Annotated in this window: 20 protein-coding genes; 19 read left to right on the top strand and 1 reads right to left on the bottom strand. The window is 40.5% G+C overall.

Annotated elements, in window-relative coordinates; all coding sequences use genetic code 11:
• Positions 1-159 precede the first annotated feature (159 nt).
• The 10 genes from CD00_RS0110205 to CD00_RS0110165 all read left to right on the top strand — a co-directional run bounded on the left by CD00_RS0110205 (position 160) and on the right by CD00_RS0110165 (position 13,300).
• Positions 160-1,212 carry a histidine kinase N-terminal 7TM domain-containing protein gene (locus CD00_RS0110205; protein WP_026655893.1) on the top strand — a complete coding sequence of 351 codons (1,053 nt, stop codon included), beginning with the start codon at positions 160-162 and terminating at the stop codon, positions 1,210-1,212.
• Positions 1,145-2,464 (top strand): putative bifunctional diguanylate cyclase/phosphodiesterase, encoded by a 1,320-nt coding sequence (locus CD00_RS0110200; protein WP_185750435.1) that lies wholly within the window; start codon positions 1,145-1,147, stop codon positions 2,462-2,464. The genes CD00_RS0110205 and CD00_RS0110200 overlap by 68 nt, the downstream gene beginning before the upstream one ends.
• Positions 2,465-2,471: 7 nt before the next feature.
• Positions 2,472-3,539, top strand: coding sequence for an adenosylcobinamide-phosphate synthase CbiB (gene cbiB / locus CD00_RS0110195; RefSeq protein WP_242838956.1), 1,068 nt, complete (start codon positions 2,472-2,474; stop codon positions 3,537-3,539).
• A 75-nt stretch (positions 3,540-3,614) separates the two neighbouring features.
• Positions 3,615-4,331 (top strand): fused MFS/spermidine synthase, encoded by a 717-nt coding sequence (locus tag CD00_RS21185; protein ID WP_330370390.1) that lies wholly within the window; start codon positions 3,615-3,617, stop codon positions 4,329-4,331.
• 61 nt (positions 4,332-4,392) lie between these two features.
• Positions 4,393-5,226 (top strand): spermidine synthase, encoded by an 834-nt coding sequence (locus CD00_RS21180; protein WP_330370389.1) that lies wholly within the window; start codon positions 4,393-4,395, stop codon positions 5,224-5,226.
• A gap of 171 nt (positions 5,227-5,397) precedes the next feature.
• Complete coding sequence (locus CD00_RS17990; RefSeq protein WP_207640482.1) at positions 5,398-6,732, top strand: MBOAT family O-acyltransferase; 1,335 nt, start codon at positions 5,398-5,400, stop codon at positions 6,730-6,732.
• A 9-nt stretch (positions 6,733-6,741) separates the two neighbouring features.
• Entirely contained in the window at positions 6,742-7,815 is a 1,074-nt protein-coding gene (locus tag CD00_RS0110180; RefSeq protein WP_026655890.1) for a hypothetical protein, read from the top strand.
• Positions 7,816-7,998: 183 nt separating this feature from the next.
• Positions 7,999-9,798: an endo-1,4-beta-xylanase gene (locus tag CD00_RS19350; RefSeq protein ID WP_081670548.1), complete on the top strand. Its 1,800-nt coding sequence runs from the start codon at positions 7,999-8,001 to the stop codon at positions 9,796-9,798.
• Between the two features lie 38 nt (positions 9,799-9,836).
• Complete coding sequence (locus CD00_RS19345; protein ID WP_051594152.1) at positions 9,837-12,899, top strand: family 43 glycosylhydrolase; 3,063 nt, start codon at positions 9,837-9,839, stop codon at positions 12,897-12,899.
• A 128-nt stretch (positions 12,900-13,027) separates the two neighbouring features.
• Complete coding sequence (locus CD00_RS0110165; protein WP_026655889.1) at positions 13,028-13,300, top strand: hypothetical protein; 273 nt, start codon at positions 13,028-13,030, stop codon at positions 13,298-13,300.
• Positions 13,301-13,381: 81 nt separating this feature from the next.
• Here CD00_RS0110165 and CD00_RS0110160 read toward each other — a convergent pair whose 3' ends face one another.
• The gene (locus tag CD00_RS0110160) at positions 13,382-13,885 is read right to left on the bottom strand and encodes a hypothetical protein (RefSeq protein ID WP_026655888.1); all 504 of its coding nucleotides are present in this window, start codon (positions 13,883-13,885) and stop codon (positions 13,382-13,384) included.
• Positions 13,886-14,014: 129 nt separating this feature from the next.
• Here CD00_RS0110160 and CD00_RS0110155 point away from each other — a divergent pair, with 129 nt between their 5' ends.
• The 9 genes from CD00_RS0110155 to CD00_RS0110115 all read left to right on the top strand — a co-directional run bounded on the left by CD00_RS0110155 (position 14,015) and on the right by CD00_RS0110115 (position 25,447).
• Complete coding sequence (locus CD00_RS0110155) at positions 14,015-16,084, top strand: CotH kinase family protein (RefSeq protein WP_026655887.1); 2,070 nt, start codon at positions 14,015-14,017, stop codon at positions 16,082-16,084.
• 108 nt (positions 16,085-16,192) lie between these two features.
• The gene (locus CD00_RS0110150) at positions 16,193-17,404 is read left to right on the top strand and encodes an ABC transporter substrate-binding protein (RefSeq protein ID WP_026655886.1); all 1,212 of its coding nucleotides are present in this window, start codon (positions 16,193-16,195) and stop codon (positions 17,402-17,404) included.
• Between the two features lie 184 nt (positions 17,405-17,588).
• Positions 17,589-18,485, top strand: coding sequence for a branched-chain amino acid ABC transporter permease (locus CD00_RS0110145; protein ID WP_026655883.1), 897 nt, complete (start codon positions 17,589-17,591; stop codon positions 18,483-18,485).
• 13 nt (positions 18,486-18,498) lie between these two features.
• Positions 18,499-19,545 carry a branched-chain amino acid ABC transporter permease gene (locus CD00_RS0110140; RefSeq protein ID WP_034462071.1) on the top strand — a complete coding sequence of 349 codons (1,047 nt, stop codon included), beginning with the start codon at positions 18,499-18,501 and terminating at the stop codon, positions 19,543-19,545.
• A 12-nt stretch (positions 19,546-19,557) separates the two neighbouring features.
• Complete coding sequence (locus CD00_RS0110135) at positions 19,558-20,316, top strand: ABC transporter ATP-binding protein (RefSeq protein WP_026655880.1); 759 nt, start codon at positions 19,558-19,560, stop codon at positions 20,314-20,316.
• 17 nt (positions 20,317-20,333) lie between these two features.
• Entirely contained in the window at positions 20,334-21,047 is a 714-nt protein-coding gene (locus CD00_RS0110130; RefSeq protein WP_026655879.1) for an ABC transporter ATP-binding protein, read from the top strand.
• Positions 21,048-21,142: 95 nt separating this feature from the next.
• Positions 21,143-21,769 carry a cytidylate kinase-like family protein gene (locus CD00_RS0110125; RefSeq protein WP_026655878.1) on the top strand — a complete coding sequence of 209 codons (627 nt, stop codon included), beginning with the start codon at positions 21,143-21,145 and terminating at the stop codon, positions 21,767-21,769.
• A 114-nt stretch (positions 21,770-21,883) separates the two neighbouring features.
• Positions 21,884-23,140: a hypothetical protein gene (locus CD00_RS0110120; protein WP_026655877.1), complete on the top strand. Its 1,257-nt coding sequence runs from the start codon at positions 21,884-21,886 to the stop codon at positions 23,138-23,140.
• Positions 23,141-23,161: 21 nt separating this feature from the next.
• On the top strand, positions 23,162-25,447 hold the full coding sequence (locus CD00_RS0110115; RefSeq protein ID WP_026655875.1) for a 6-pyruvoyl-tetrahydropterin synthase-related protein: 2,286 nt from the start codon (positions 23,162-23,164) through the stop codon (positions 25,445-25,447).
• Positions 25,448-25,457: the final 10 nt, after the last annotated feature.

Here is a 25,457-nt window from a genome sequence, read left to right as displayed (position 1 = left end):
TATTTGATAAACGTAATTTTGTGAAAATATTTAATTTTTTTTTTATATAAAACAGCAGAATAATTGCTTATAATATAGGCATACACCGAATATATGCGTCGTTTTTGTAAGTTGTGGAAATGAAAGCCTTTGAAGAGGACTTTGGAGGAGTGAGGCAGAATGATAAGAAGCGTATTTATCGTTATATTTGTCTTACTTATTGCCATATTAATGCTATGTGGTATTGCTTCATGGCGCTCTGAAAAGACTATAGGCAGATCTGTAGGTTTGTTCTGTTTTTCTCTTATTCCTCCGGTTCTCGGAAACATGATAATTGTCGGTGCAACCACTGAAAATATGGCTTCTGTCGGTTGCTATATTTACTACATCGGCATGAATCTTGTGATGTACACTTTGATAAATTTCACAAATAAATATTGTATCAGGCAAAATGATACGGACAAAAAAGCCGGAATTGTGCCTGATTGGATTAAATACATACTTGTAATAGATGCGGTACAGGTCTTTATGAACATAGTGTTTAAACACGCTTTTGTCTTGCAGGAAATTGAAGCGTACGGAAAGCCTTATTTTATTATGGAGGCATTACCCGGTCAGATTGTTCATAGAGTTGTTTGCTACGGCGCTATGGCTATGATAATGATAGTTTTTATCATCAGGAGCATACAGGCTTCAAGGCTCCACAGAGAGCGCTATATTGTTATACTCATCAGCATGATGATCGGAACTTTTTGGCAGACATACTATATCTTTTCCCGGACTCCGATCGACAGATCTATGATAGGATTTGCTGTATTAGGATTTCTGATATTCTATTTTTCAATCCACTACAGACCGCTTCGCTTGCTGGACAGCATGCTTGCGGATATTGTAAATGATACGACGGTAGCGGTTTTTTTGTATGAACCTGAGGGAAAATGTATCTGGATAAATGAGTCTGCGAAAAAGCTTACAGGTATAAAAGGTAATGATCTTGAAGGTGCATCAATGGCGCTAAGAGATCTTATTGGTGAAACGGCCAATATTTTGGAGATGAATGAGACTGAGACTGAGATAATCCGGCAAATAAATGAAGACGAGTTGAGTTTTATGATAGCCAGAAACAGCTTTTTTGACGGAAGTGGGAAAAAAACTGGGATCATATGTGAGGGTCAGAGATATAACGGAAGAGAAACAACGCATCGAGGCAGAGATGTTCGCTTCCAATCATGATGAGCTTACCGGCCTGTACAACAAGGAATATACATACAAGAAGATTTCAGATCAGCTTAAACAACATGCACTTAATGATTACTATATTGTACGAATTAATGTGTGCGATTTTAAGGTGTTCAATGATGTTTTTGGAAAAGCATTCGGTGATGCGGCTCTTAAGCAGGTTGCTGACTGGATAAGGAAGTATTCGGATGAAAGATGTATATACGGTCGTATAAGTGGAGACAGCTTTGGATCTTGTCTTCCAAAGAGTGAGTTTATAGAGGAAGTGCTTGAGAGTGATCTGGCGCGTTTTACCGTACGTCTTGGGGATATTGAACAGAATCTTATGGTGCATCTGGGATTTTGCGAGATAGGCGATGACGATCAGGATGTATCTGTTTTGTTTGACAGAGCAAGTGTGGCTCTTGATTCAATAAAGGATGATTATAAAAAACATGTTGTATTTTTTGACAGGAAGATCAGGGATAGGATGGTCTGGAATCAGGAAATATCTGCCCAGCTTGATGATGCCATAGCGCAGGAACAGATAGTTCCTTATCTGCAGCCTATAGCAGACAATACAGGCAAAATTGTCGGAGCGGAAGCGCTTGCCAGATGGATCCATCCGCTTCATGGATTTATGTCCCCTGCAGATTTTATTCCTCTGTTCGAAGAAAACGGTATCATCGTGGATCTGGACAAACATATCTGGAAATTGGCTTGTCGGATATTGAAGGAATGGAAAGAAAAATATCCCGATCTTTTTATTTCCGTTAATGTATCTCCGAAAGACTTCTATCTGACGGATGTTCTTTCGGATATAGTAGGTTTCGTCAAGGAATATGAGATAGAGCCCAAGAGTCTTCGTATTGAGGTCACAGAGAGCAGTATGATGAGAGATACTGACGACAGGATGAGGACTCTTGAAGAATTCAGAAAACAGGGATTCATTGTTGAGATGGATGATTTCGGAAGCGGTTATTCATCACTTAATATGCTCAAGGATATGCCTGTGGATGTGCTTAAGATTGATATGAAGTTCCTTGGAAAATCAAGCGATGAACAACGTGCGGATATAGTTATAAAGAATGTTATCAGACTTTCGGAAGATCTTAGTATTGTTTCACTTGCCGAAGGCGTGGAAACTAAGGAAGTATTTAATCAGCTGAACAATCTTGGGTGCAATCTTTTCCAAGGGTATTATTTCTCAAAACCTGTGCCGCTTAATGAATTTGAGGCTATGCTGAGTGAAAAGAAGATGATATGATGCAGATATGATGGAATTTTGGGCGGAGTATTGTAAGTACATATCTGTTGCAATTTTAGCAGGGGTCATAATCGATATTATTGTCGGAGACCCTGCTTTTTTGCTGCATCCTGTGCAGATTATTGGAAAGCTGATAGAAATCTTGGAGAAACTTTTGCGCGGGAAAAAAGTGACCGAAACAGGCGAAGATGCCGGGGAAAGCGGTAAAGTAGGTAGTGATTTAAAAGATTTTGTGCTTGGCGTGATAGAGGTTATGGTTGTTGTAGCGGTTACGGGCGGTGTTTCTTTTGGAATCTGCTATCTTGCATATAGGATACATACATATCTTTTGCTTGCGGTAATGAGTGTGATGTGCTGGCAGTGCATCGCGGCAAGGAGTCTTCGCGATGCGGCAATTGCGGTATATGTTCCGCTTTCAAAAGGGGATGTCGAAGGCGCAAGAAAAGCGGTATCGATGATTGTCGGAAGAGATACGCAGAGCCTTGATGATAAAGGGATTGCAAAGGCTGCGGTTGAGACTGTTGCGGAGAATACGAATGACGGCGTTATCTGTCCTCTTTTTTACCAGATGCTTGGAGGACCTGTACTTTCTTATGTGTATAAAGCGGTAAGTACGATGGATTCAATGATTGGGTACAAGAATGACAGATATATGTATTTCGGAAGAGCTGCGGCTAAGACAGATGACGTGTTTGCTTATGTACCTGCAAGACTCAGCGCTGTCTTTATGATTGCGGGAACGGCTCTTTTGGAAGTGTGCGGAGCATTGTTTGGAAAAAATAATTCATTTAATTACAGTACAAAGAATGCAGCCGGGATTTTTGTAAGAGACAGGTATAATCATGCCAGTCCCAATTCGGCGCAGTGTGAGAGCGTATGCGCGGGTGCTCTTGGGCTTAAACTTGCGGGACCTGCGAGTTATTTCGGTAAACTTCATGACAAGAAGTTTATAGGAGATGAGCACAGACCGATTGAGTCTGAAGACATAAAACGCAGCATACTTCTTATGAATATGACGACAGCTCTTTTTGTAATAATTTATTTTGTCATATATATTTTCGTGAAGCTGCGATAATGGTATACTCCAATACGGATGATAATTTACGAAAATGACGTATTTTATACAAAACAGAAAAACGGATGTAAGAAAATGGATAAAAAATCAATCTTAAATAACAAAATGTTTTTGTACATGACAGAGTTTTTTGCGGGAATGTCTGTTATGGCGGTCGAGCTTGGAGCCAGCAGACTTCTTGCTCCTTATTTTAGTTCTTCACAGATTGTGTGGACGATCATAATCGGAACCATAATGATAGCCATGGCGCTTGGAAATATCTACGGCGGCAAGGCAGCAGACAAAGACCCCGATCCGGGAAAACTTTATAAGAGAATTCTTATTGCAGCTATCTGGATCGCTGCGATTCCCGTTCTCGGTAAATACATAATAATTGCAATTTCTGCGGCGGTTATATTTGCGGTTAACAGTAATTTCCTTGTAATAGCGGCATTCGCGACATGTATGATCGTGTTCGTGTTCCCTCTTTTTCTTCTGGGAACAGTAACACCTTCACTTGCCAAGTATACGACGGAGTCACTTGATGACAACGGCAAGATAATCGGAACTCTCGGGGCATTTAACACAGTCGGAAGCATTATAGGCACTTTTGTACCGACATTCGTTACGATTCCTGCGGTAGGAACGACCATAACATTTCTTATCTTTGCGGGAATATTGATTGCGCTTTGCATCGCTTTTTTTGTCAGTACGGGTAAAAAAGTGACTGTAAAAGCGGTGTCGGGACTTATCATTTTTATAGTATGCTGTTTTTTTCGGGCACAGCACCTCATTTGCTTTTTGGGAAAATGACCTGACTTATGAGGGTGAGTCTGTTTATAACTATCTTCAGGTAAAAGAAGATCCGTACAGCGTGATCTTGTCGACAAACGTTTTGTTCGGAGTTCAGTCTATCCGCATCAAGAGCGGCGAGCTTACCGGAATGTACTATGATTATGCGATGGCTGCGCCATATATGAGCGGTATAAAAGAAAAAGCCGAAGCGGGAGAAAATGCTGAAGTTCTGATTCTCGGAATGGGAACGGGAACATATGCGACTCAGGTACTTAAATACTTTGATAACGTGAATGTTGAAGGCGTTGAGATTGATGATAAGATCACGGATCTTGCGCATAAATATTTTGAACTTCCTGAAAAAGCCAAAGTTACGACATATGACGGAAGAGCTTATCTTGCGGCAATCGACAAGAAGTACGATGTCATTATGGTTGATGCATATCAGGATATTACTATTCCTTTTCAGATGTCATCGACTGAGTTTTTTAACATGGTAAAAGAGCACCTTAATCCGGGCGGAGTTATGGTCGTTAATATGAATATGTACAGCGATGATAACGAGTCTACAATTAACAGATATCTCGCAGATACCATTTCATCTGTGTTTGACAATGTTGTTACGGTAAAGGTTCAGAATTCTACAAATAAAGAGCTCTTTGCTACGGATAATGCGGAGTTTATGAATAGATTTGCCGAAAACAGTAAGCGTGAAGGCGATGAAAAGCTTCGTGAGATGATGGATATTGTTGAAGCAAACTGTGTTCCTTACGATGCGGGCAACAACATAATGACAGATGACAAGGCGCCTGTGGAGCTTCTAGGAATGAGGCAGATTGACTCGATAATTAAGGATGAAGTCAAGTATTATAAGGAAATATACAAGACTCAGGGACTTGATGGTCTGTTTTAAAAAAGGTATGGCAAAAAATATGTGTTATCATTATAATGTTATTAATAACTTGAAAAGGTGATAACACAAATGCCTGTTTATACAAAATTATTTGTCGCTTTTTTTCTGGCAATATTCTTTATTAATTATATAAAACACTTATCGATAAGGCTTTCCAATGTATTGTTATTATTGGCAAGTCTTATTTTTTATGCGTGGAGCGGAGTTGTATTTGTTCCTGTGATAATAGGCTTTGGGCTTGTGACATCCGCTTCAGGTTTTATAATAGAAAAACTTGGAGCGGATTCAAAATATGATTCTATAAGAAAAGCGGTCATGATTGTCTTTGTGGCTGTTGAACTGTTACCTATCTGTATTGTAAGAGTGTTGGGGGTAATATTTAGATATTCAAATCACAAAGAAATGCTGATTCCTTTTGGTCTTTCATTTTTTTCTCTACAGATCGTGACTTATACGGTGGGAGTTTATAAAAAGAAAATTCCCGCAGAAAAAGATATTTTGAATATTCTCTTGTTTGTCTGTTTTTTTCCATGTGTTTCCAGCGGCCCGATTCAAAGGGCAGAGAATCTTATTCCTCAGATAAAAAAAGAAAAAGCTTTTGATTATGAAAGAGCGGTTAGAGGTCTGATATTGATGGCCTGGGGCTTTATGAAAAAGCTGGTGCTTGCGGATAATCTGGCATTGTATATCGATTCCGTGAGGGGAGCCGAGGGCGAAAAATATGGAACGGCTCTTTTACTTACGGTAGTTCTATATTCATTCAGACTTTACTTTGATTTTTCGGGATACTCAGATATTGTTACAGGTTGTGCAAAGGCTATTGGATACGATCTTGGCAAAAACTTCGATCATCCTTATCTTTCGCATTCTGTTGGAGAGTTTTGGCGAAGATGGCATATATCACTTAGCAGTTGGCTAAGAGACTATGTTTACATACCGCTTGGAGGAAGCAGAACACGGGAGTGGAAGATTTACAGAAATCTCATTATAACTTTTGCGATAAGCGGAATTTGGCACGGAGCTGGAATTACATGGATCTTGTGGGGATTGTTTCACGGAATATGTCTATGCTTCGAGAGGGCATTTGGAAGTAAAAACAAAGAAAAGTCTGCATTTTCTGTAGTTACGACATTTATACTTGTGACTTTCGGATGGATTATTTTTTCCGTCGATACGCTTGGTGAGGCTGTAAGTATTATTGCATCATTTTCGCGTATTCCCAATGAGCTGTTCGGTGTTATGCCAAAGCTCTTGGGAAGCGGACTTACGATAAGCATGGCGTTAAGAGAACTGTTAATGGTTCCCGCGAGTTTTAGTATGTCGGTTATGCTTGCCGGAATCGTTATATATATGGTGATAAGCGTGATCACATATAAGAGACCGGGAATAGACATTCTCAGGGAAAAGAAATCCGTGGTGAGGTGGAGTGCATATTTTGCCCTGATCCTGATAATTCTTTTCCTTGGGCAGGCAGGTGTAGAAGAGTTTGTATATAACAGGTTTTAGGTGATGAGAATGAAAAAGTTGGTGATTCGTCTTTGCTTTTTTATAATTCCGGTGATGATATATGCCGGCGCATGTGTATTTGTCGATGCGTACAATGTCTTTCATGTGGATAATGTGAGACTGACAGATATTACGCCGAATCAGAATTTTATTAAGACAAAGTATCTTTTGCAAAATAAAGGGAAATTTAATGCGCTTTTGCTTGGCTCATCAAGAGTGGCAAATCTTCCGAAAGAAGGACTTCCGGAAAAGACGGATGATGGCAGGGAGCTTAACTGGTACAACATGACTTATGCCATGGGGAGTCCTTCAGAAAACTATGATACTGTTAAAACGCTGATTGACGGCGGAGTGAAACTCGATGAATTGATCATTCTTATCGACGATATATCTATGTGGAAGGGAGTTACCAAAGGCTTAGACAAACCGATCTTTACAACATATCAGACGTATGAAGAGTCACCGATAAGGTTTTACTATTCGTATCTTAAGCTAAAACCTGTATGGAGAATTGTACCGCAGATATTTTTTGAGTACAGGCTAGGAGAGAACAACGAGGGAAAAAAGCTTTTTTACAGCTATGGCGTGGATGTTAACAATACAAATATGGAGATCGGAAGTGCAGGAGATATGCCTGAACCTGAGAATTCTCTTGAATACGATGGTGGTTCGGGAGCAGTTGGGGCAATCAAAGACCTTTCTGAGTTGTGCAAAGAGCAGAACATTAGGCTTATTGTGGTAACATCCCCGATTTTGGAGTCTACATATGAAATGGCGATCTCAAACGGATATCTGGATTTTCTTTATGATGTGGCACAGGTTACGGATTATTATCTGTTTTCGGGAATAAATACATACACAGTAGGTCCTGAATATTATTTTGATGCTTCTCATTTCAGACCCGTTGTCGGTCTTGAGATGGAAAAGGTCATGTTTGGCGACGAGGATGTAAGGAATATGGCAGTTGAAAAAGCAAAGAATGATATGAGCCTAGTGGAGTTTGGGCGCCTTGTTACCAAGGAAAATTCGGTAGATGTGATTGAAAATCTGGAACAGGAAATAAACGAATTGAATAGAAAATAAAATGTTACATCAGTATTTACGTTTTATGAGTTGAATTAAAGTCGAAATAGCGAGTTGTGCACAATTAACAGCACTTAGTGATAAATAATTAGCAATTTTTGGATACCTCTTTGTAAAATAATATGTTACAATATTTTTACCCAATGGGGAATGGGTTTAACATATTATTAACGGGAGGATGCTATGAAGGTAAAAAGTATTAATGGCGTAGTTGCCAAAGTTATGGCGTTTATGTGTGCATTTTCAATGTGTGTATCTGCATCAACAGTAGATGCACAGGCTGCAGATGCAACACTTCTGAATACATATGGCAGTACATATGGACGTTCAGGAACATGTATTAATTTGTATCAGTTAAGAGATTCAAATCAGTTAAACATTCTAAAGAAACATTATAATTCTATCACACTTGAAAACGAGATGAAGCCGGATGCTTTGCTTGGAGGTTCACCTAAACTGATCTCAGTATCAGAGGCAAAGAACAGAGGATACTATATCCCCGACGGTTATCGTGAATCAAATGTACCCCAGATTAATTTCGGAACAGTAGATGAAGTAATGAAGATCTGTAGCCAGAACGGTCTTGGCATGAGAGCGCACACGCTTGTATGGCATTCTCAGACACCGTCATGGTTCTTCAGAAGCAATTACTCAGGAAATAGCGGATTCGTAAATCAGCAGACAATGGATGCCCGTCTTGAGATGTATGTAAAGACAGTTATGAATCACGTATATTCAAGCCAGTATGGCGGATGCGTTTACGCTTGGGACGTTGCAAATGAAGTAATTCATGCGAACAACTCAGGTTGGGAAGCTGTTTATGGAAATAACAGAACCAATGCTTCTTATGTAAAGAAGGCATTTAACTATGCTTATGAAACTCTTGAAAAATATAAGCTTACAAATTCAGTTAAGCTTTTCTACAACGATTTCAACACTTATCAGGAAGTACAGAAGGTTACTACTCTTGTTAATTATATAAATCAGGGCAAAAAGGTTTGCGCAGGTGTTGGTATGCAGTCTCACCTCGGAACAAATTACCCTTCGGTTGATACATATATCAATGCTATGAATTCATTCCTTAAGTCAGGATTTGAAGTACAGGTAACAGAGCTTGATATTACAAATAAGGGTGATGGCGATATGGCCAACTACTCTTACGATCTCTTCAAGAAGATCAACCAGATAAAGAAGAACGGCGGAAACGTTACAGGTATTACATGGTGGGGATTGTCAGATCAGACAACATGGATCAACAACTCAAAGCCTTTGTTGTTCTCTTCACCCGGACAGCCTAAGCAGGCTTATAACAAGGTTATTCAGGCATATACGGATGTTATCGGTCAGCCCGGCAGCGGACAGATCAATCCACAGCCACAGCCTCAACCACAGCCACAGCCTCAGCCGGATAACAAAAACAATAATGGCAATAACAACAATAACGGACAGACAAATCCGCAGCCACAGCCCACACCTCAGCCTCAGCCGCAGCCCACACCTCAGCCGAGCGGCAATCAGACAAACAACAATGCGGCATCAGGTGTTCAGGATGGATGGTATTATCTGAAGGATGTTAATTCTCAGAAGTATCTCACGGTAAAGAATGACAAGGCAAAGAAGACTACTAATGTACAGATTGAAAAGGGTACAGGAGCCAAGGGCCAGAAGTGGTACGTTCAGAATAAGGGTGACGGTTATATCACACTTAAGTCAGGACTTGGTGAGTTCATGCTTGATGTTGTATACGGAGAAGATAAGAACGGTACAAATGTTCAGATTTATGATGCGGTAGGACATGATGCGCAGCAGTTTATGCTTAAGCCTACAAAGAAGAGTGGCGTTTATATAGTCGCTACAAAAGCATCAAAGGGAACAAAGAATCTTGATGTATATCAGCATAAGACATCCGATGGCACAAATGTATGCCAGTGGAAGCATAACGGCAATGCAAACCAGCAGTGGGCTTTTGAACCTGCACAGTAATGATTATAGATTTTTTCAAAAAGGTATTGAGAGGTTTTATGGTTAAGTCAATTAAAAGAATGCTTGGCGTAGCAATGGCGTGCACGCTGGTTGCAGGCTCTGTTGTGACGACAGAAGCTGCAGGTGTTGAGAAAGGAAGCTATGTCAAAGGCGATAATGAAAATAACCCGCTTGTAACACAGAGTTACGGTGCGGATCCCGGCGTACTCGTTTATAACGATACGGTATATATATATACAACCAATGACTCACAGGAGTTTGCGGGAAACAATAAGAATACATATCAGAAGATAAATCAGCTCAACTGCTATTCTTCTAAGGATCTCGTAAACTGGACAGATCACGGAGCATTTAACATCGCAGGAGGAAACGGTGCAGCCAGATGGGCAAGCAATTCATGGGCACCGACGATCTGTTCAAAGAAGATCAACGGAAAAGATAAGTTCTTTTTATATTTTGCAAATAATGCAAGCGGAATCGGTGTTCTTACAGCGGACAGCCCTACAGGCCCCTGGAAAGATCCTATCGGACACGCTCTTATAACTAAATCAACTCCCAACTGTAACGTGGAGTGGTTATTCGATCCCGCTGTACTTGTAGACAGCGACGGAACAGGATATCTGTATTTTGGTGGCGGAGTACCTCAGGGACAGGACGCTCATCCAAAGACTGCAAGAGTAATAAAACTCGGCGCAGACATGGTAAGTACATCCGGAACTGCAGCTACAATTGATGCTCCTTATCTTTTCGAAGATTCGGGAATCAATAAGATCGGTAATACATATTATTATTCATATTGCTCTAACTGGAATTGTGGAAATGGATTCAGAAATGCGACAATTCAGGTTATGACAAGTAATAACCCTATGGGACCTTTTAACCATCAGGGCGAGATCATGGCAAATCCTGCATCAACATTCAGAGGATCTGACGGAAATAACCATCATCAGATTTTTGAGTTCAGAGGCAACTACTATATGGCATATCATACTCATACGGTAGAATCCAAAGTAGTAGGCAATAACCTCGGATACAGAACAACTCACATTGATAAGGTTAATGTATCAAACGGCAGGATCAACGCTGTTCAGCAGTCACTTAACGGCGTTCAGATGAAGCCAAATGTTGATCCGTATAACTGGGTTGAAGCAGAGACAATGTTCACTCAGGCAGGAATTTCCGTAAAGGGTAATTCAAACGGAACAGCTTTTGTTTCTAATATAGATAACGGCGATTATACAAAGATCAAGGGTGTAAACTTCTCTAATGGTGTATCTTCAATTACAGCAACTGTTCAGAGTAACGGAAACGGAAGTATTGAAGTAAGAGAAGGATCTCCTTCGGGCAATCTGCTTGGAACAATCAATGTTTCGGGTACAGGCGGATCGTTTAAGGATTTCACAGGTGATGTGAAGAGCGTATCAGGTTCAAAAGATATCTGTCTTGTATTTAAAGGCTCATTCTCTTTTGACCGTTGGAAGGCAAATAACGGAAATGCCGGTGGAAATACCAATCCTCAGCCACAGCCTGTGAACGGAGATAACAGCAAGAAGGATAATAAAGACAATAAGGATAACAAGAATAACAACGGACAGAATAATTCTCAGCCACAGCCTCAGCCTACACCTCAGCCACAGCCACAGCCGACTCCTCAGCCTCAGCCGAGCAACGATCAGTCAAAGAACAATACTGTAACGGGAGAGGTTCAGGATGGATGGTATTATCTGAAGGATATTAATTCACAGAAATACCTTACTGTAAAGGATGATAATGCAAAGAAGGTTACAAATGTTATTGTCAGCAAGGGTACAGGCGTAAAGGGACAGAAGTGGTATGTTCAGAACAAGGGCGACGGTTATGTAACTCTTAAGTCTGCACTCGGAGAGTTCATGCTCGATGTAGCTTACGGAGAAAATAAAGACGGCACAAATGTTCAGATTTATGATGCAGTTGGTCACGATGCTCAGCAGTTTATTATAAAGCCTACAAAGACAAGTGGTGTTTATACGGTAGGAACAAAGTCATCAGGCGGTACAAAAGTGCTTGATGTGTATCAGCATAAGACCAATGACGGCGCGAATGTATGTCAATGGAAAGCTAACGGAAAGAAGAACCAGCAGTGGAAATTTGAGCCTGTCAATTCTTCAGGTCAGCAGGATAACAGAAAGCAGGCTGACAATAATAAGCAGACAAACGATCAGAAGCAGAATGATAATAATAAACAGGCCGACAACAATAAGCAGTCAGATAATCAGAAACAGGCAGATAACAAGCAGAACAACCAGACAGGTAACTCACATGCCAATCCTACTGCAACGATAGCAAACAGCATTCCTTCAAAGTATTCGGCAATAAGAAACGGTGAAGGTTCGGGAACTGTTAAGAACATTTCTTATACAGCCCATGATGCTTCGAACGGACATACATATACAAAGAAGGCAAATATCTACCTTCCCGCTAATTACAGCTCTGACAAGAAGTATAGTGTACTTTATCTTCTTCACGGAATCGGCGGAAATGAAAATGAGTGGGGAATGACAGGAAATAATTCCCAGGTAAAGGCTATTATGGATAACCTTTCATACTATGGTGACATTGATTCATTCATCGTGGTAACTCCTAACGGAAAAGCTTCACAGAGCGGATCGACAGATTCTTTCTATTCTTTCGGAAAAGAGCTTAGAAACGATCTGATTCCGTATATTGATTCTAACTACAGCACATACGCTGACAGAGATCACAGAGCTATCGCCGGCCTTTCAATGGGCGGAATGCAGACTATTAACATTGGTCTTGGAGAGTGTGTGGATTTATTTGGATACTTCGGAGCATTCTCAGCTGCGCCTACGAGTAATACTGCGGATAAGACAGCATCTCTTTTGAAGGATAACAAGTATCCGATCCACTATTTCTACAATATCTGTGGACTTCAGGACGGAACAGCTTATCAAAGTGCATCTGCTGCTGCAAAGAATCTTCCTTCAGCATGTAACCAGTTTGTTTCAGGAAAGAACTTTACATGGCAGGAACTCAACGGTTCACATGATTTCAATATCTGGTACCTTGGATTCTACAATTTTGCACAGATTGCTTTTAAGTAATAACTTTAAGTGAAAAATAAAAAAAATCTAATAATTTATGAAATTTTGTCTAAAATATGATATTATTTAGTAGAAGATGTACTTAGCGTATTCAACCGTGTTTTTTGACGAGAAAGGAGCGACTTCCTATGGAAAACAGCCGGCTTCAATATTCTCCGTTCAAACCGAATTTGAAGACAGCCGAAGTATTTGCGTGGGGCGATCCGGAGTATAATCTTTTTGACCAGCTCAATGAGAAGTATGAGAAGAGTCATCCGGAGTTTCATGATCTTTCTGCATATGAGAAGATGGTCATAAGAGAGCAGATTCATCATGAGGCAATAGGGCTTACACCTTTGAATCTCATTATGGATTTTGTGGAAGACCCACAGTTTGATGAGTTTAGAATCATATCGACCTGATAAATAAGACAAAACAAAAGACCTAAGCACTATATAAGATGCTTAGGTCTTTATTTTTACTTTATATAGAGATTAAATTAATCAGGTCTTTAGTAACTGTGCTTCACGGATCTGTTCATTTACGTCCGATAAAAACTCGTGATTTGTGGGATCTGTGATGAAGGTGAGAAAATCGGTTGCTTCTTTTACCGAGAGATTCTGTATACCTATAAGATAATCGAGGATTTCCTCGTTCGTCTTGCCCTCACTCAAATAATGATCGACTATATCAAAGAGAAGCATGAAACGGCGCATTTTTGCCCGTGTACTTATCTGATGTAGCTCAACTACAATCGAAACAAATATAAACATTGATATTCCCGAAAAAAGAAAGAATAAAATGCCATAGATATATTTGGCTGATTGAATATGTATGAATCCCGAAGAAAAGCTGGACACTGCGAAAACAAGCAGTGATGTGAGTACAATCCCAAGCCTTGCTTTGTTCTGTTCATAGACAGTCAGAGTCATAAATTTAACGGTAATACCGAAGATTAAGTAGAAGACAAATGCAAAAGCAATCCCCAAGTAAGACAACTGAAGCATAATTTTATTCCCCCTTTAGCTAATTGTAGCAAGCATAAGTGATTAATGCAACGTAAATAGAGCTAATATTGCATTATTAATTAGTTTGATGTACTTTATATGTATTGTTTTGGGGGTTCGGTACACGTGATGACTAGAATAAAAGCCATTTTATTTGCGGTTAATTTTGTATTTCTGGTAGCACTGGTCTTTTTGTGCATAGGAAGTGAAGATTACCTCTCTGATCATATAATTGACAGCAACAAGTTCGAAAAAATAAAGAAATCAAGGACTCTTTCGGATGATATGAACATTCAGCCGGTCTTTGATGAACAGAAACTTTTCTATGATAGGGCAGCAGGAGCTTTTTTCTATTCTCTTATAGATGATGATAAAACGGCTTATAACCCGTCTGTTGATGTAGCGGGCGATTCAAATGTGCGATTCGCCTTTCTTAACTTTGGGATCACAGATGATGCGATCGCGAATAATATTCCTCTTACATGTATTTTTTATGACAATAACAGTTATTGTGTCCGCAAGATTTTCTGTACCTTTTTGCCAATTATGAATATAGATTTCGATGGTAAGATAACAGAATTCGATACAGAGATGAGCATGCAACTTTATGATAATGGGGAGCAGTGTGAGACAAGGGATGTCTCATCTGACGGTATGATTAGGATTCGAGGCGGCAATACGAGATCTTTTCCCAAAATGCCTTTGAAAATAACATTGATACACAGGAAGGAAGGCAACAATTATCAGAAGAATAACATGTCGCTTCTTGGGATGCGCAAGGATGACGATTATATTCTTTATCCTGCATATAACGATGCCGAGAAAGTGAGAAATGTTTTCAGCCAGAATCTTTGGTACAACAGCTGCAGAAAGAATAATCGCTACGGAATCACGACAGGAGTGGAATACAGATTTTTAGAGCTTTTTATAAACGGGGAGTACAGTGGACTTTATGCACTCGGATACACTCCGGATGAGAAGATGGTCGGTATTTCCAAAGATGATGAGCATACGGGGTTCTTTAAAAAAGTTGTAGGTATTGATTCATCAAATATAATATATGACCAATACGGCGGGATATTCGGATGGCGCGCCGAAAATGTGCCTGCAGGCGCCGATGCTGAAAGCTATGCGGAAAAAAGATGGAAACTTCTGAGGGATTATCTTGAAAATCTTCAGGCTAATTCAGAGAATGTGGAGGAACTTAAAAAGAGCATTGATATAGACAATGCGATTGATTATACGCTTTTTACCAATCTGGTTCAGGGTGATGATAATCTTTTGAAGAATTTTTATCTTTGTGTAAAAGAAACACCGGGCGGATATTATTCATATTTTTGCCCGTGGGATCTTGATGTTACATGGGGAAATATGTGGGTTCCGAATGCTGAGAACGGCTATCTGCAGTATGGTCACAAACCTTATTACAATCTTCTTTTCGAGGACCTTTATTTGGGGCAGATAATGGCGGGGAACAGTAGTGACATTGTGGAAAAGAGTTGTGACAGATTTGCGGAACTCAGGAAAAATGCCTGGTCCGATGATACAATCCAAAGTATGCTCGATGAATATGAAAAGGATGTATGCTTTTCCGGTGCATATATCAGAGATAAAGAGCGTTGGAGCGGCGGAAGCTACAGAGCTGACGATGAGCCCGATAATTTTGACAGATTCAGGAAATATGTGGCTCAGAGACTTTCGGAGGCTGATGAATATTATGCCCGATTGAAGACGCTTGCCGCAGAGGATATCTTTATCAGAAGAGCGGCGCAGTATAAGTATTTTGATGATTCAAGCTTTGTTATTGAGATAAATGACAGAGAGTTTCTCGGCAACAGCGCTTATGTGGCACTTTTGAACAGAATCGGCGGTATAGATGTTGAAAAGATAGACGAAGATGTAAAGTATGTGATCAAGATTCCCGGAGAAGATGTTATATATCTCGAAGATTTTGCAGAAGAAACTTCTCCTTGTGATAAGCCGGTCGAGACAACTGTCGAAGGTCATAAGCTTGTACTAAAGCAAGGAGCCGAGCGCGATTACCTGGATGAAGACGCGGGATATACCGTGTATCTTGACGGAGTGGCTTGCTATGATGCTTATACCGATGATAAGGAGCCGTTTATTGTTTCGCTGTTTTATGAAGGATTCGGCGAAAAGATGAATCTTAAGAGAGAATACAGAATAGATTTTAATTAAACAAAGTGTTGACTTTTTCCCTATGATAATTTAACCTTTTAAAATAAAAACAAGATTGTATACAAATATACATTTTGGTTTTGGTATTGTGATTAGGAGGAAAAAATTATGAAGAAGTTTAGCAAAGCAGTTAGTGCGCTTATGGCTTCCGTAATGGCAGCATCAATGCTTGCAGGCTGCACAGATGCAGCAAGCACAGAGACACCTGACACTCAGGCGCAGGCACAGGGAACAGAGAGCTCGGCAAATGGCGGAGCTACATTCAAGATTGGTGCTATTGGACCTCTTACAGGTGCAGCAGCAGTATATGGTAATGCTGTATGTAACGCAGCGGAGCTTGCAGTTGAGGAGATCAACGAGGCAGGCGGTATCAACGGATATCAGGTAGAGTATAGCAAGGAAGATGACGAGCTCAATGCAGAGAAGTCAGTAAATGCGTACAATACTCTTAAAGACTGGGGCATGCAGATTCTTGTAGGATCAACAACAAGTGCATGTTCAATCGCAGTTTCAGAAAATACAAAAGCTGACAATATGTTCCAGCTTACACCTTCAGGATCGGCTGAAGAATGCGTTAAGTATGACAACGTATTCCGCGTATGCTTCTCAGATCCTAACCAGGGTATTGCTTCAGCGCAGTACATTGCAGATCACAATCTTGCAACTAAGGTTGGTATAATCTACGACAACTCAGACGTATATTCAAACGGTATTTATCAGAAGTTCAAGGAAGAGGCAGCAGGAAAGAACTTTGAGATTGTTTCAGAAGAGGCTTTCACAGCGGACAATGCAACTGATTTCTCAGTTCAGCTTCAGAAGGCAAAGGATGCAGGCGCAGACCTTGTATTCCTTCCTATCTACTATCAGGCAGCATCACTTATCCTTACACAGGCTAACACAATGGGATATTCACCTATATTCTTCGGTGTTGACGGTATGGACGGAATTCTTTCTGTTGAGAACTTCGATACAAAGCTTGCTGAGGGCGTAATGCTTCTTACACCTTTCGCAGCTGATGCTAAGGATGATCTTACAGTGAACTTCGTTAAGAAGTATCAGGAGAAATATGGTGAAGTTCCTAACCAGTTTGCAGCTGATGCTTATGATGCAGTATATATCATTAAGCAGGCACTTGAAGCTAAAAACGCAACTCCCGATATGAGCACATCAGATATCTGCGAAGCTGTTAAGGCAGCTATGACAGAGATCGAGGCATCCGGTCTTACATCTGCGAAGATGACTTGGGATGCTTCAGGTGAGCCTAACAAAGAGCCTAAGGCTGTTGTTATCAAGGAAGGTGCTTACGTTTCAGCAGAGTAATCGGCTAATCAACGCTTATTAAAGTGTTTAACGCGTAATCCGCGTAACTGCACAGTGAAGTGCTACGCAGGATACCCTCAAAAGGTGTCCTGCGTTTTCATATCACGGAATAGGATAAAAGTCCTGTTTGTGTGGTATTATTTATAACATAAGAAATATTAGGAATTATTTTTGGAGGTATACGATGAGCTTTCTTACTTATCTCATCAACGGACTTAGTCTTGGTAGTATTTATGCCATCATTGCACTTGGATATACCATGGTTTACGGAATAGCCAAGATGCTCAATTTTGCTCACGGTGATTTCATCATGGTAGGATGTTACGTGATATTCTCTGTGATCGGAGCAATGGGCGGCAATTCTACAACGGGAGTTATCATTGCTGTGGTGGTTTCCATAATTTTGTGTTCTCTTCTCGGAATCACAACTGAATTTATCGCGTACAGACCGCTCAGAGGAGCAGCATCTCCGCTGGCAGTTCTTATTACCGCTATAGGTGTCAGCTATTTCCTTGAGAATCTTGCGCTTATTATTTTTGGTGCTGACGTTAAGTCTTTTTCATCTGTAATAACATGGAAAGGAATTTCTTTTGCAAACGGAGAACTCAAGATCCAGGGGGTTACCATCGTTACTATTGCGGTTAGTATCATTATTCTTGTATGCCTTCAGCTTTTTATCAATAAGACAAAGCAGGGACAGGCAATGCTTGCTGTTGCAGAGGATAAGGGCGCTGCAACTTTAATGGGAATAAATGTAAATAAGACTATCATGCTTACATTTGCGATTGGTTCTGCTCTTGCAGCTGTAGCCGGTGCGCTTTTGTGTTCGGCTTATCCGAATCTGTCTCCTTATGTCGGAGCTATGCCCGGTATTAAGGCATTCGTTGCGGCAGTTCTTGGAGGAATAGGTTCTATTCCCGGAGCGATGATCGGCGGAATTGTGCTCGGAATCGTAGAGATTCTCAGTAAGACATATATTTCTTCACAGCTGTCTGATGCCATAGTTTTCGGAATACTTGTAATCGTGCTTATTGTTAAGCCGACAGGAATTCTCGGTAAAGTCATTCAGGAAAAGGTTTAAAGAGGTGACGACTATGCGTATAGACAAAAAGACAAAAGACAATCTGATAACTTACGGAATCGTTGTTGCAACTTTCCTTATTGTACAGGCACTTGCTTCAACGGGACATCTTACAAATCATATCAAGGGACTTCTTGTTCCGATGACATATTATGCGATAATCGCAGTTGCGCTTAATCTCTGCGTTGGAATTCTCGGAGAGCTCAGTATCGGACACTGTGGATTTATGTGCATCGGTGCTTTTACAAGTGCCGCTTTTTCTAAGATTACTGCGGAGAAGATACCTTCAGGTCCGAGATTTCTTATCGCATTTGTTATAGGAATAGCATTTGCGGCATTGTTCGGATTCCTTATCGGTATTCCTGTACTCAGACTTAAAGGCGACTATCTTGCAATTGTTACACTTGCTTTCGGTGAGATTATAAAGAACGTGATCAATGCTTTTTATATCGGAATAGACAGCAAGGGAATGCATTTTTCCATGGAAAACCAGATGGCTCTCGGACTTGAGCCGGATGGGCTGATGGTTGTAAACGGAGCGATGGGAATTACGGGAACTCCACATGATGCAAGTTTTACCATAGGAATAGTAATGCTTCTTGTTTCACTTGTGGTAGTGCTTAATCTCATCAATTCAAGAGACGGCCGTGCGATCATGGCAATCAGGGATAATTACATTGCTGCAGAGGCATCGGGTATTAATGTGACAAGATATAAGATGCTCGCATTTACCATTTCAGCTGCGATCGCAGGTGCTGCAGGAGTTCTTTATTCACATAACATTACGACACTTACTGCTTCATCACAGTACTTCGGATACAATGCATCTATTATGATCCTTGTATATGTGGTTCTCGGAGGAATAGGAAACATCAGAGGAAGCGTTGTTGCTGCCTGCATATTGTACCTTCTTCCCGAGCTGCTCAGAGGCCTTAACAAGTACAGAATGCTTATTTATTCAATCGTTCTCATTGTAATGATGATCGTGAACTGGTCACCGAAGGTAATTGAGTGGAGAAAGAAAACATTTGCAAATTTTGGGATTAAGAAAAAGGTTTAAGGTGGTGAAATAATGGCACTTTTAGATGTAACCAATCTGAGCATTTCCTTCGGCGGATTGCGCGCGGTTGACGATTTTAATATGACGATCGAAAAGGGTGAGCTCTACGGACTTATCGGACCAAACGGTGCCGGTAAAACTACGGTGTTCAATCTTCTTACAGGCGTATATAAGCCAAACGAAGGCAAGATAAAGCTTGACGGCGAAGACATAACAAGAAAAAACACAATAGAAATTAATCATGCGGGAATAGCCAGAACATTCCAGAACATCAGACTTTTTAAGCAGATGTCTGTTATCGACAATGTTAAGGTCGGACTTTCCGAGAGATTTAAATACAGCACACTTGAAGGGATTCTTCATGTGGGAAGATATAAAAAAGTCGAGAAGCAGATTGATGATGAAGCTATGCGACTTCTGAAAGTTTTTGATCTTGACGGTGAAAGAGATACTCTTGCATCGAACCTTCCTTACGGAAAGCAGAGAAAGCTCGAGATCGTAAGAGCTATGGCGACAGATCCCAAGCTCCTTCTTCTTGATGAGCCCGCTGCCGGAATGAATCCCAACGAGACAAAAGAACTCATGGAAACTATCGCGCTTGTCAGAAAAGAATTTGAGATGACGATTCTTCTTATCGAGCATGATATGAAGCTTGTTTCAGGAATCTGTGAGAAGCTTACGGTTCTGAACTTCGGTAAGGTTCTCTGCCAGGGCGAGACAAAAGAGGTTCTTTCCAATCCTGAGGTTGTAAAAGCGTATTTGGGTGAATAAACAATTAGAGGTATTATATGGAATCAATTTTAGAAGTAAACGATCTAAGCGTATATTACGGAGTTATCCAGGCTCTCAAGGGTATCTCCTTCAAAGTAAATAAGGGTGAAGTTGTAGCACTTATCGGTGCAAACGGTGCGGGAAAAACTACAATACTTCATACGTTGTCAGGGCTTATCAAAGCGGATGCAGGTCTGATAAAATATAAGGGAGAGGAGATAACCAAAGTTCCCGGACATAAGATCGTGTCTATGGGAATGGCTCAGGTTCCCGAGGGAAGACGAGTATTTGCTGAGATGACGGTTCTACAGAACCTTAAGATGGGAGCTTATACCAGGGATAACAGCGCAGAGTTTCAGGAAACACTTGAGAAAATCTACACACGTTTCCCAAGACTTAAAGAGAGATCCGGTCAGCTTGCCGGAACACTTTCAGGTGGTGAGCAGCAGATGCTTGCTATGGGAAGAGCACTTATGTCTCATCCCGACATTATCCTTATGGATGAGCCTTCAATGGGACTTTCTCCCATATTTGTAAATGAGATTTTTAATATCATCAGAGACGTAAACAAAGACGGCGTGACAGTTCTTTTGGTTGAGCAGAATGCAAAGAAAGCTCTTTCAATCGCGAACAGGGCATATGTCCTTGAGACAGGCAAGATCGTAAAAGAAGGAAATGCAGCCGATCTTTTAAATGATGAATCGATAAAGAAGGCTTACCTTGGTGAGTAGAGCACTTGGCGAGATTTTATCGAGTCTAGTGCGAACGTGTCATGGCGAGCGAAGCGAGAGCATGACTTCATTCAGCTTAGTGTAGGGGGTATCGTATGAAGAACATTACTATCACTATTGCAAGACAGTATGGAAGCGGCGGAAGGACAGTCGGCAAGATGCTGGCAAAAGAGCTTGGAATCAATTACTATAACAAAGAACTTTTGCGTCTTGCTTCCGAAGAGAGCGGAATAAATGAGGATCTCTTTTTGGATGCCGATGAACGTTGCAGAACTATAGGCTTTTTTAAGATGCCGGCAAATGTTTATACGGGCGAAATACTTGGGCCTGACAGCAAGGATTTTACTTCGTTTGATAATCTCTTTAACTTTCAGGCAGCGACTATCAAGAAGATTGCTGCAACTACAGGCGGTGTAATAATCGGAAGAGCTGCCAATTTTGTGCTCAAAGATTATGATAATGTAATAAGCGTATTCGTCCATGCTCCGCAGGATTTCCTTATGGAGCAGGCCGGAAAGGTACAGAGTCTTGAAGGCGAAGAACTTGAGAAGTTCATTGCCAGAGAAGATAAGTACAGGGCTGACTACTACGAACATCACACGGGATGTAAGTGGACAGATGCCATGAACTACGATCTTTGTCTTGACAGTAGTAAGCTTGGCTTTGAGAAATGCGTTGAGGCTATAAAGGCTTATGCCAAAGTAAGATTTGGGGAAATATAATATAGTTTTACAGATGATAAAAACTCCACGAAATATGTGGAGTTTTTGTGCGCTTTTTGGGGAATGTAGTATAATGTCTGATGATGTCAAAATGAAAAGATTTGGGGATGCTTTATGGAACGGATACAGATAATTATAAAAAGAACTCTTATTCTTTTTTCAATGTTGGTAGCGTGCGGAGTTATTGGCCAGTTGTTGCTTATAATGGCGTACTGCCTTCCGACAGAAGTTATTGCTCTTAATATTGGGAGAGGTGCTGAATCGCTGGTTCATCAAGGTGCAGAATACAATTATGCAGAGGATTATACCGAGAGCATTTTGGATAATGAGACAGATGCTATTATGTTAAGTGAAGCGCTGTTTCCAAGTGAGTCATGCGTGGAAGGCGCGGCATTGGTTCCTCATTATGTTTATGCTGATAAGGAGTCTCAGGTTTTTTCACTGATGGCTTTTCTTAATCATGATGATTTGTCAGATGTGACAATACTAAATTATCCAAGATACTGGCATGGATATTTGACGATATTAAAGCCGTTGTTTTGCATGTTTGATTATTCGGATTTTAAGATCATAAATCAGGCTATACAATTGACGATTATTTCAACAGTGTTGGTTTTGATGATGAAAAAGGGGCTGGAAAAATATATTGTTGCATTTTTACCCATGCTCGTTATATGGAATCCTGCCACAATGGGAGTTAGTCTTCAGTATGCAGCATGTTTTTATGTTTCGATGATTGGAAGCATAATTGTGCTTTGCAGGGAAACAAAGAAGGACTGGTTGCTATTTTTTGGGCTGGGAGTTGCTACTTCATATTTGGATTTTTTGACATATCCTATAGTGACATTTGGCATTCCGATGATATTCCTGATAATAAAAAAAGCTGAGAATCTTGAAAAACCGATTGAGAGAATTTTGGTTAACGGAGTACATTGGGCTATCGGATATGTTGGCATGTGGGCTTCAAAATGGATAATAGGTACAACCATTAGTCATGAAAATATCATTTCTGATGCGTTTTCCAATATTGAATCAAGAACGTCAATAGCTGTTGATGGCGAGAATATCACCAGGATTGGTGCGGTTATAAGGCTCACCGATGCAGCATTTTTTAAGTGGACGTATGTCTTGATGTTACTTGGAGTTGTAGTATATCTTTTTATCAAAAACTATAAAAAATTTAAATTGAATCCGGCAACAATCGCATTACTGGCGATTTCTATTATACCAATAGTTTGGTTCATGTTTACTGCCAATCACAGTTACATACATCCCAGATTGGTTTATAGAAACTGGGGAATAACTGTTTTTGCCTTATTGAGCGTTCCGGTGACCGGAGCGAGAGAAAAGGTGCAAGGAAAGGATGAGTAAATAGATTTTCAGGTAGTGTTTATGAAGAAATTTTTTGTTAATAAGAAGAACATTGTAATAACTATAGTCCTTGCAGAACTTATCTTACTTGTTTTAAATGCTTTCAGATTCAACAGAAGTGAGAGTTATTCTTTTACGCAGGATGATTTTCTGGTTGATTATTTGAATCGCGAAACAAATGAATATGAACGTGAAAGCGGAGCTTATGCGGATCACACCGACAAGGAGCAGTCATATGTTGTAACTAAGCCGCTGCGCCTGGGAAAGGGTATATATAACATCTATGTGAGTTATAGTTCGAATGCTGATGATAACTGGCATTTATGTTATACAACGCTTCAGGCATGTCTTGATGTATCAAAGGATAAGGCTGCACATCTTGCTTATTGCGATCATATAGCACTACCTATGGAAATGACTGAAGTCAGCTATGATTCATGGGTCAGATACGGAACAGATTTTGAAGTGAGAATGGGACCCGAGAGAGATGAAACCGGAGACGGTTTCTTTGTCCTTGCAAATGAAGTACGCATCACGTATTTAAGGGGCAGAACAATAATCTATGAGACGGCTAAGCTCTTATTACTGTTCATGACTCTTGATATTGTGCTTTACCTTATTTTGGCAAAAAAAGAAGAGACAAAGCGTTTTTTGGAAGATAAAGCGTTTACTGTCGGAGTGCTTCTTTTTACTGTTCTTTTTGCAAGCTATCCGCTTCTTAGCGATAAGCTTTATTTTGGTGATGACATTTTTTACCATCTTAGGCGAATTGTATATCTTGGTGAAGGACTTAAGTGTGGTCAGTTCCCTGTGCACATATATCCCGGATGGGATAGGGGCTACGGTTATGCTGCAGGTGTTGGCTACGGGGATCTGCTTCTTTATCCTTCGGCGATATTGGTGAATCTTGGTTTTACGCTGCAGGCGGGCTATAAGTTCTATATTTTTTTGACAAACGTGTTGACTACACTTGTTTCATATTATTCGTTTGGAAAAATAGCCGATGATAAGAATGTGGGACTTGCTTCGTCGGTCCTTTTCACACTTATTGGATTCAGACTTCACAGCGTTTACACAGGGGCAACGGTTGGTGAGTTTGGTGCGTTTACTTTCTTGCCGCTTGTCGCACTTGGCTTGTGGGAAATATATGCAAAGAAGAGTAAGAACGCTTATATCTATCTTGCTTTTGGAGTTACGCTTACATTGTCGTGTCACGTGCTTTCGACATTTATACTTGCACTTGTGATACCGGTTTTTTGTCTGGTTCTTGTGGAAAAGACATTACAAAAAGATATTCTGATTCCTCTGTTAAAGGCAGCTGCAGCTATTATACTTTTAAATCTGCATTTTGTGGTTCCGCTCGTAGATTATATGGTATCTAAAAATGTGAGTGGAAACAGTATAACGGATATGATCTGGGCAAGAGGCAGAGATCTTGTTACGTTCTTTGGCTATTCGCAGGCAAAAGACCTTGACACGAGCGGGTTTTTGGGGCTTGGAATTTTTTCGATAGCAGTACTTACAATTGCATTTGGTTTTATTATTGCAGGAAAGTTTGAAGGGAAAAGCCTGATATATGCAAGAGTATTTGCTTTGAGCATTGTTTTTGTGCTTCTTAGTACCAACTCGATGTTTTATTTTGCGCTTTATCAGGATGTTCCGATTCTTTACAAACTCCTTGCAAATATGCAGTTTCCATGGCACTTTTTGGATGTTTCCTGTGGTATGGTTGTTTTCTGGTTTGCGGTAACTGCGAAGAATGCGGTATGCAAACCTAATATAAAGAATGCGACATATGTTGCGATGACAGTCATATGCTTTGCCTGCGTTATTCAGGGCAACACACTTCTGGAGGATGTTGTGAAGACGGCGCATCCCATCACAATGTACGATGAAGCTGAGCTGGACAGAGTTACAACTGCTGAGTTTAGTATTCCGGATATAGAAAAATCTATTCCGTACACTGACAAAGATATGATAATAAGGGGAGACGTTGGCGCGACTGCACAGATACTTAAGAAAAACGGAACGACCATTTATGCGCAGGTGGATAATCCTACGGAAAATGCGGTTGTGACGGAAGCACCTCTCTGGGGATACAGACACTATGCCGCTAAAGCGGGCGGAAAAAAGCTCAAAGCATTTATTGGAGATAACAAGAAGCTTTGGGTAGAAATTCCTGCAGGATACAGCGGAAAAGTAAAGATATGGTTCAGGGAACCGCTTTTGTGGAGATTATCGGAACTCATCACACTTGCAACATTAGTCTTTATCGTGCGAGAATATATGAAGACTAAAAAGGATTAAGCGGGGAAAA

Origin of the sequence: Butyrivibrio sp. AE3003 (genome assembly GCF_000686065.1) — a bacterium.
GTDB lineage: Bacteria > Bacillota > Clostridia > Lachnospirales > Lachnospiraceae > Butyrivibrio > Butyrivibrio hungatei_A.
Note: the sequence above shows the minus strand (reverse complement) of the source record. Positions and strands in the feature narration are given on the sequence as shown.

What these genes read in the sequence shown, in the direction of transcription:
- CD00_RS0110130 (WP_026655879.1), top strand. Translation starts at nt 20,334, where the DNA reads ATGGAATCAATTTTAGAAGTAAACGATCTAAGCGTATATTACGGAGTT.
- CD00_RS0110205 (WP_026655893.1), top strand. Translation starts at nt 160, where the DNA reads ATGATAAGAAGCGTATTTATCGTTATATTTGTCTTACTTATTGCCATA.
- CD00_RS0110115 (WP_026655875.1), top strand. Translation starts at nt 23,162, where the DNA reads ATGAAGAAATTTTTTGTTAATAAGAAGAACATTGTAATAACTATAGTC.
- cbiB (WP_242838956.1), top strand. Translation starts at nt 2,472, where the DNA reads ATGATGGAATTTTGGGCGGAGTATTGTAAGTACATATCTGTTGCAATT.
- CD00_RS0110160 (WP_026655888.1), bottom strand. Translation starts at nt 13,885, where the DNA reads ATGCTTCAGTTGTCTTACTTGGGGATTGCTTTTGCATTTGTCTTCTAC.
- CD00_RS0110145 (WP_026655883.1), top strand. Translation starts at nt 17,589, where the DNA reads ATGAGCTTTCTTACTTATCTCATCAACGGACTTAGTCTTGGTAGTATT.
- CD00_RS0110140 (WP_034462071.1), top strand. Translation starts at nt 18,499, where the DNA reads ATGCGTATAGACAAAAAGACAAAAGACAATCTGATAACTTACGGAATC.
- CD00_RS0110135 (WP_026655880.1), top strand. Translation starts at nt 19,558, where the DNA reads ATGGCACTTTTAGATGTAACCAATCTGAGCATTTCCTTCGGCGGATTG.
- CD00_RS0110125 (WP_026655878.1), top strand. Translation starts at nt 21,143, where the DNA reads ATGAAGAACATTACTATCACTATTGCAAGACAGTATGGAAGCGGCGGA.
- CD00_RS21185 (WP_330370390.1), top strand. Translation starts at nt 3,615, where the DNA reads ATGGATAAAAAATCAATCTTAAATAACAAAATGTTTTTGTACATGACA.
- CD00_RS19345 (WP_051594152.1), top strand. Translation starts at nt 9,837, where the DNA reads ATGGTTAAGTCAATTAAAAGAATGCTTGGCGTAGCAATGGCGTGCACG.
- CD00_RS0110120 (WP_026655877.1), top strand. Translation starts at nt 21,884, where the DNA reads ATGGAACGGATACAGATAATTATAAAAAGAACTCTTATTCTTTTTTCA.
- CD00_RS19350 (WP_081670548.1), top strand. Translation starts at nt 7,999, where the DNA reads ATGAAGGTAAAAAGTATTAATGGCGTAGTTGCCAAAGTTATGGCGTTT.
- CD00_RS0110165 (WP_026655889.1), top strand. Translation starts at nt 13,028, where the DNA reads ATGGAAAACAGCCGGCTTCAATATTCTCCGTTCAAACCGAATTTGAAG.
- CD00_RS0110150 (WP_026655886.1), top strand. Translation starts at nt 16,193, where the DNA reads ATGAAGAAGTTTAGCAAAGCAGTTAGTGCGCTTATGGCTTCCGTAATG.
- CD00_RS0110155 (WP_026655887.1), top strand. Translation starts at nt 14,015, where the DNA reads ATGACTAGAATAAAAGCCATTTTATTTGCGGTTAATTTTGTATTTCTG.
- CD00_RS0110180 (WP_026655890.1), top strand. Translation starts at nt 6,742, where the DNA reads ATGAAAAAGTTGGTGATTCGTCTTTGCTTTTTTATAATTCCGGTGATG.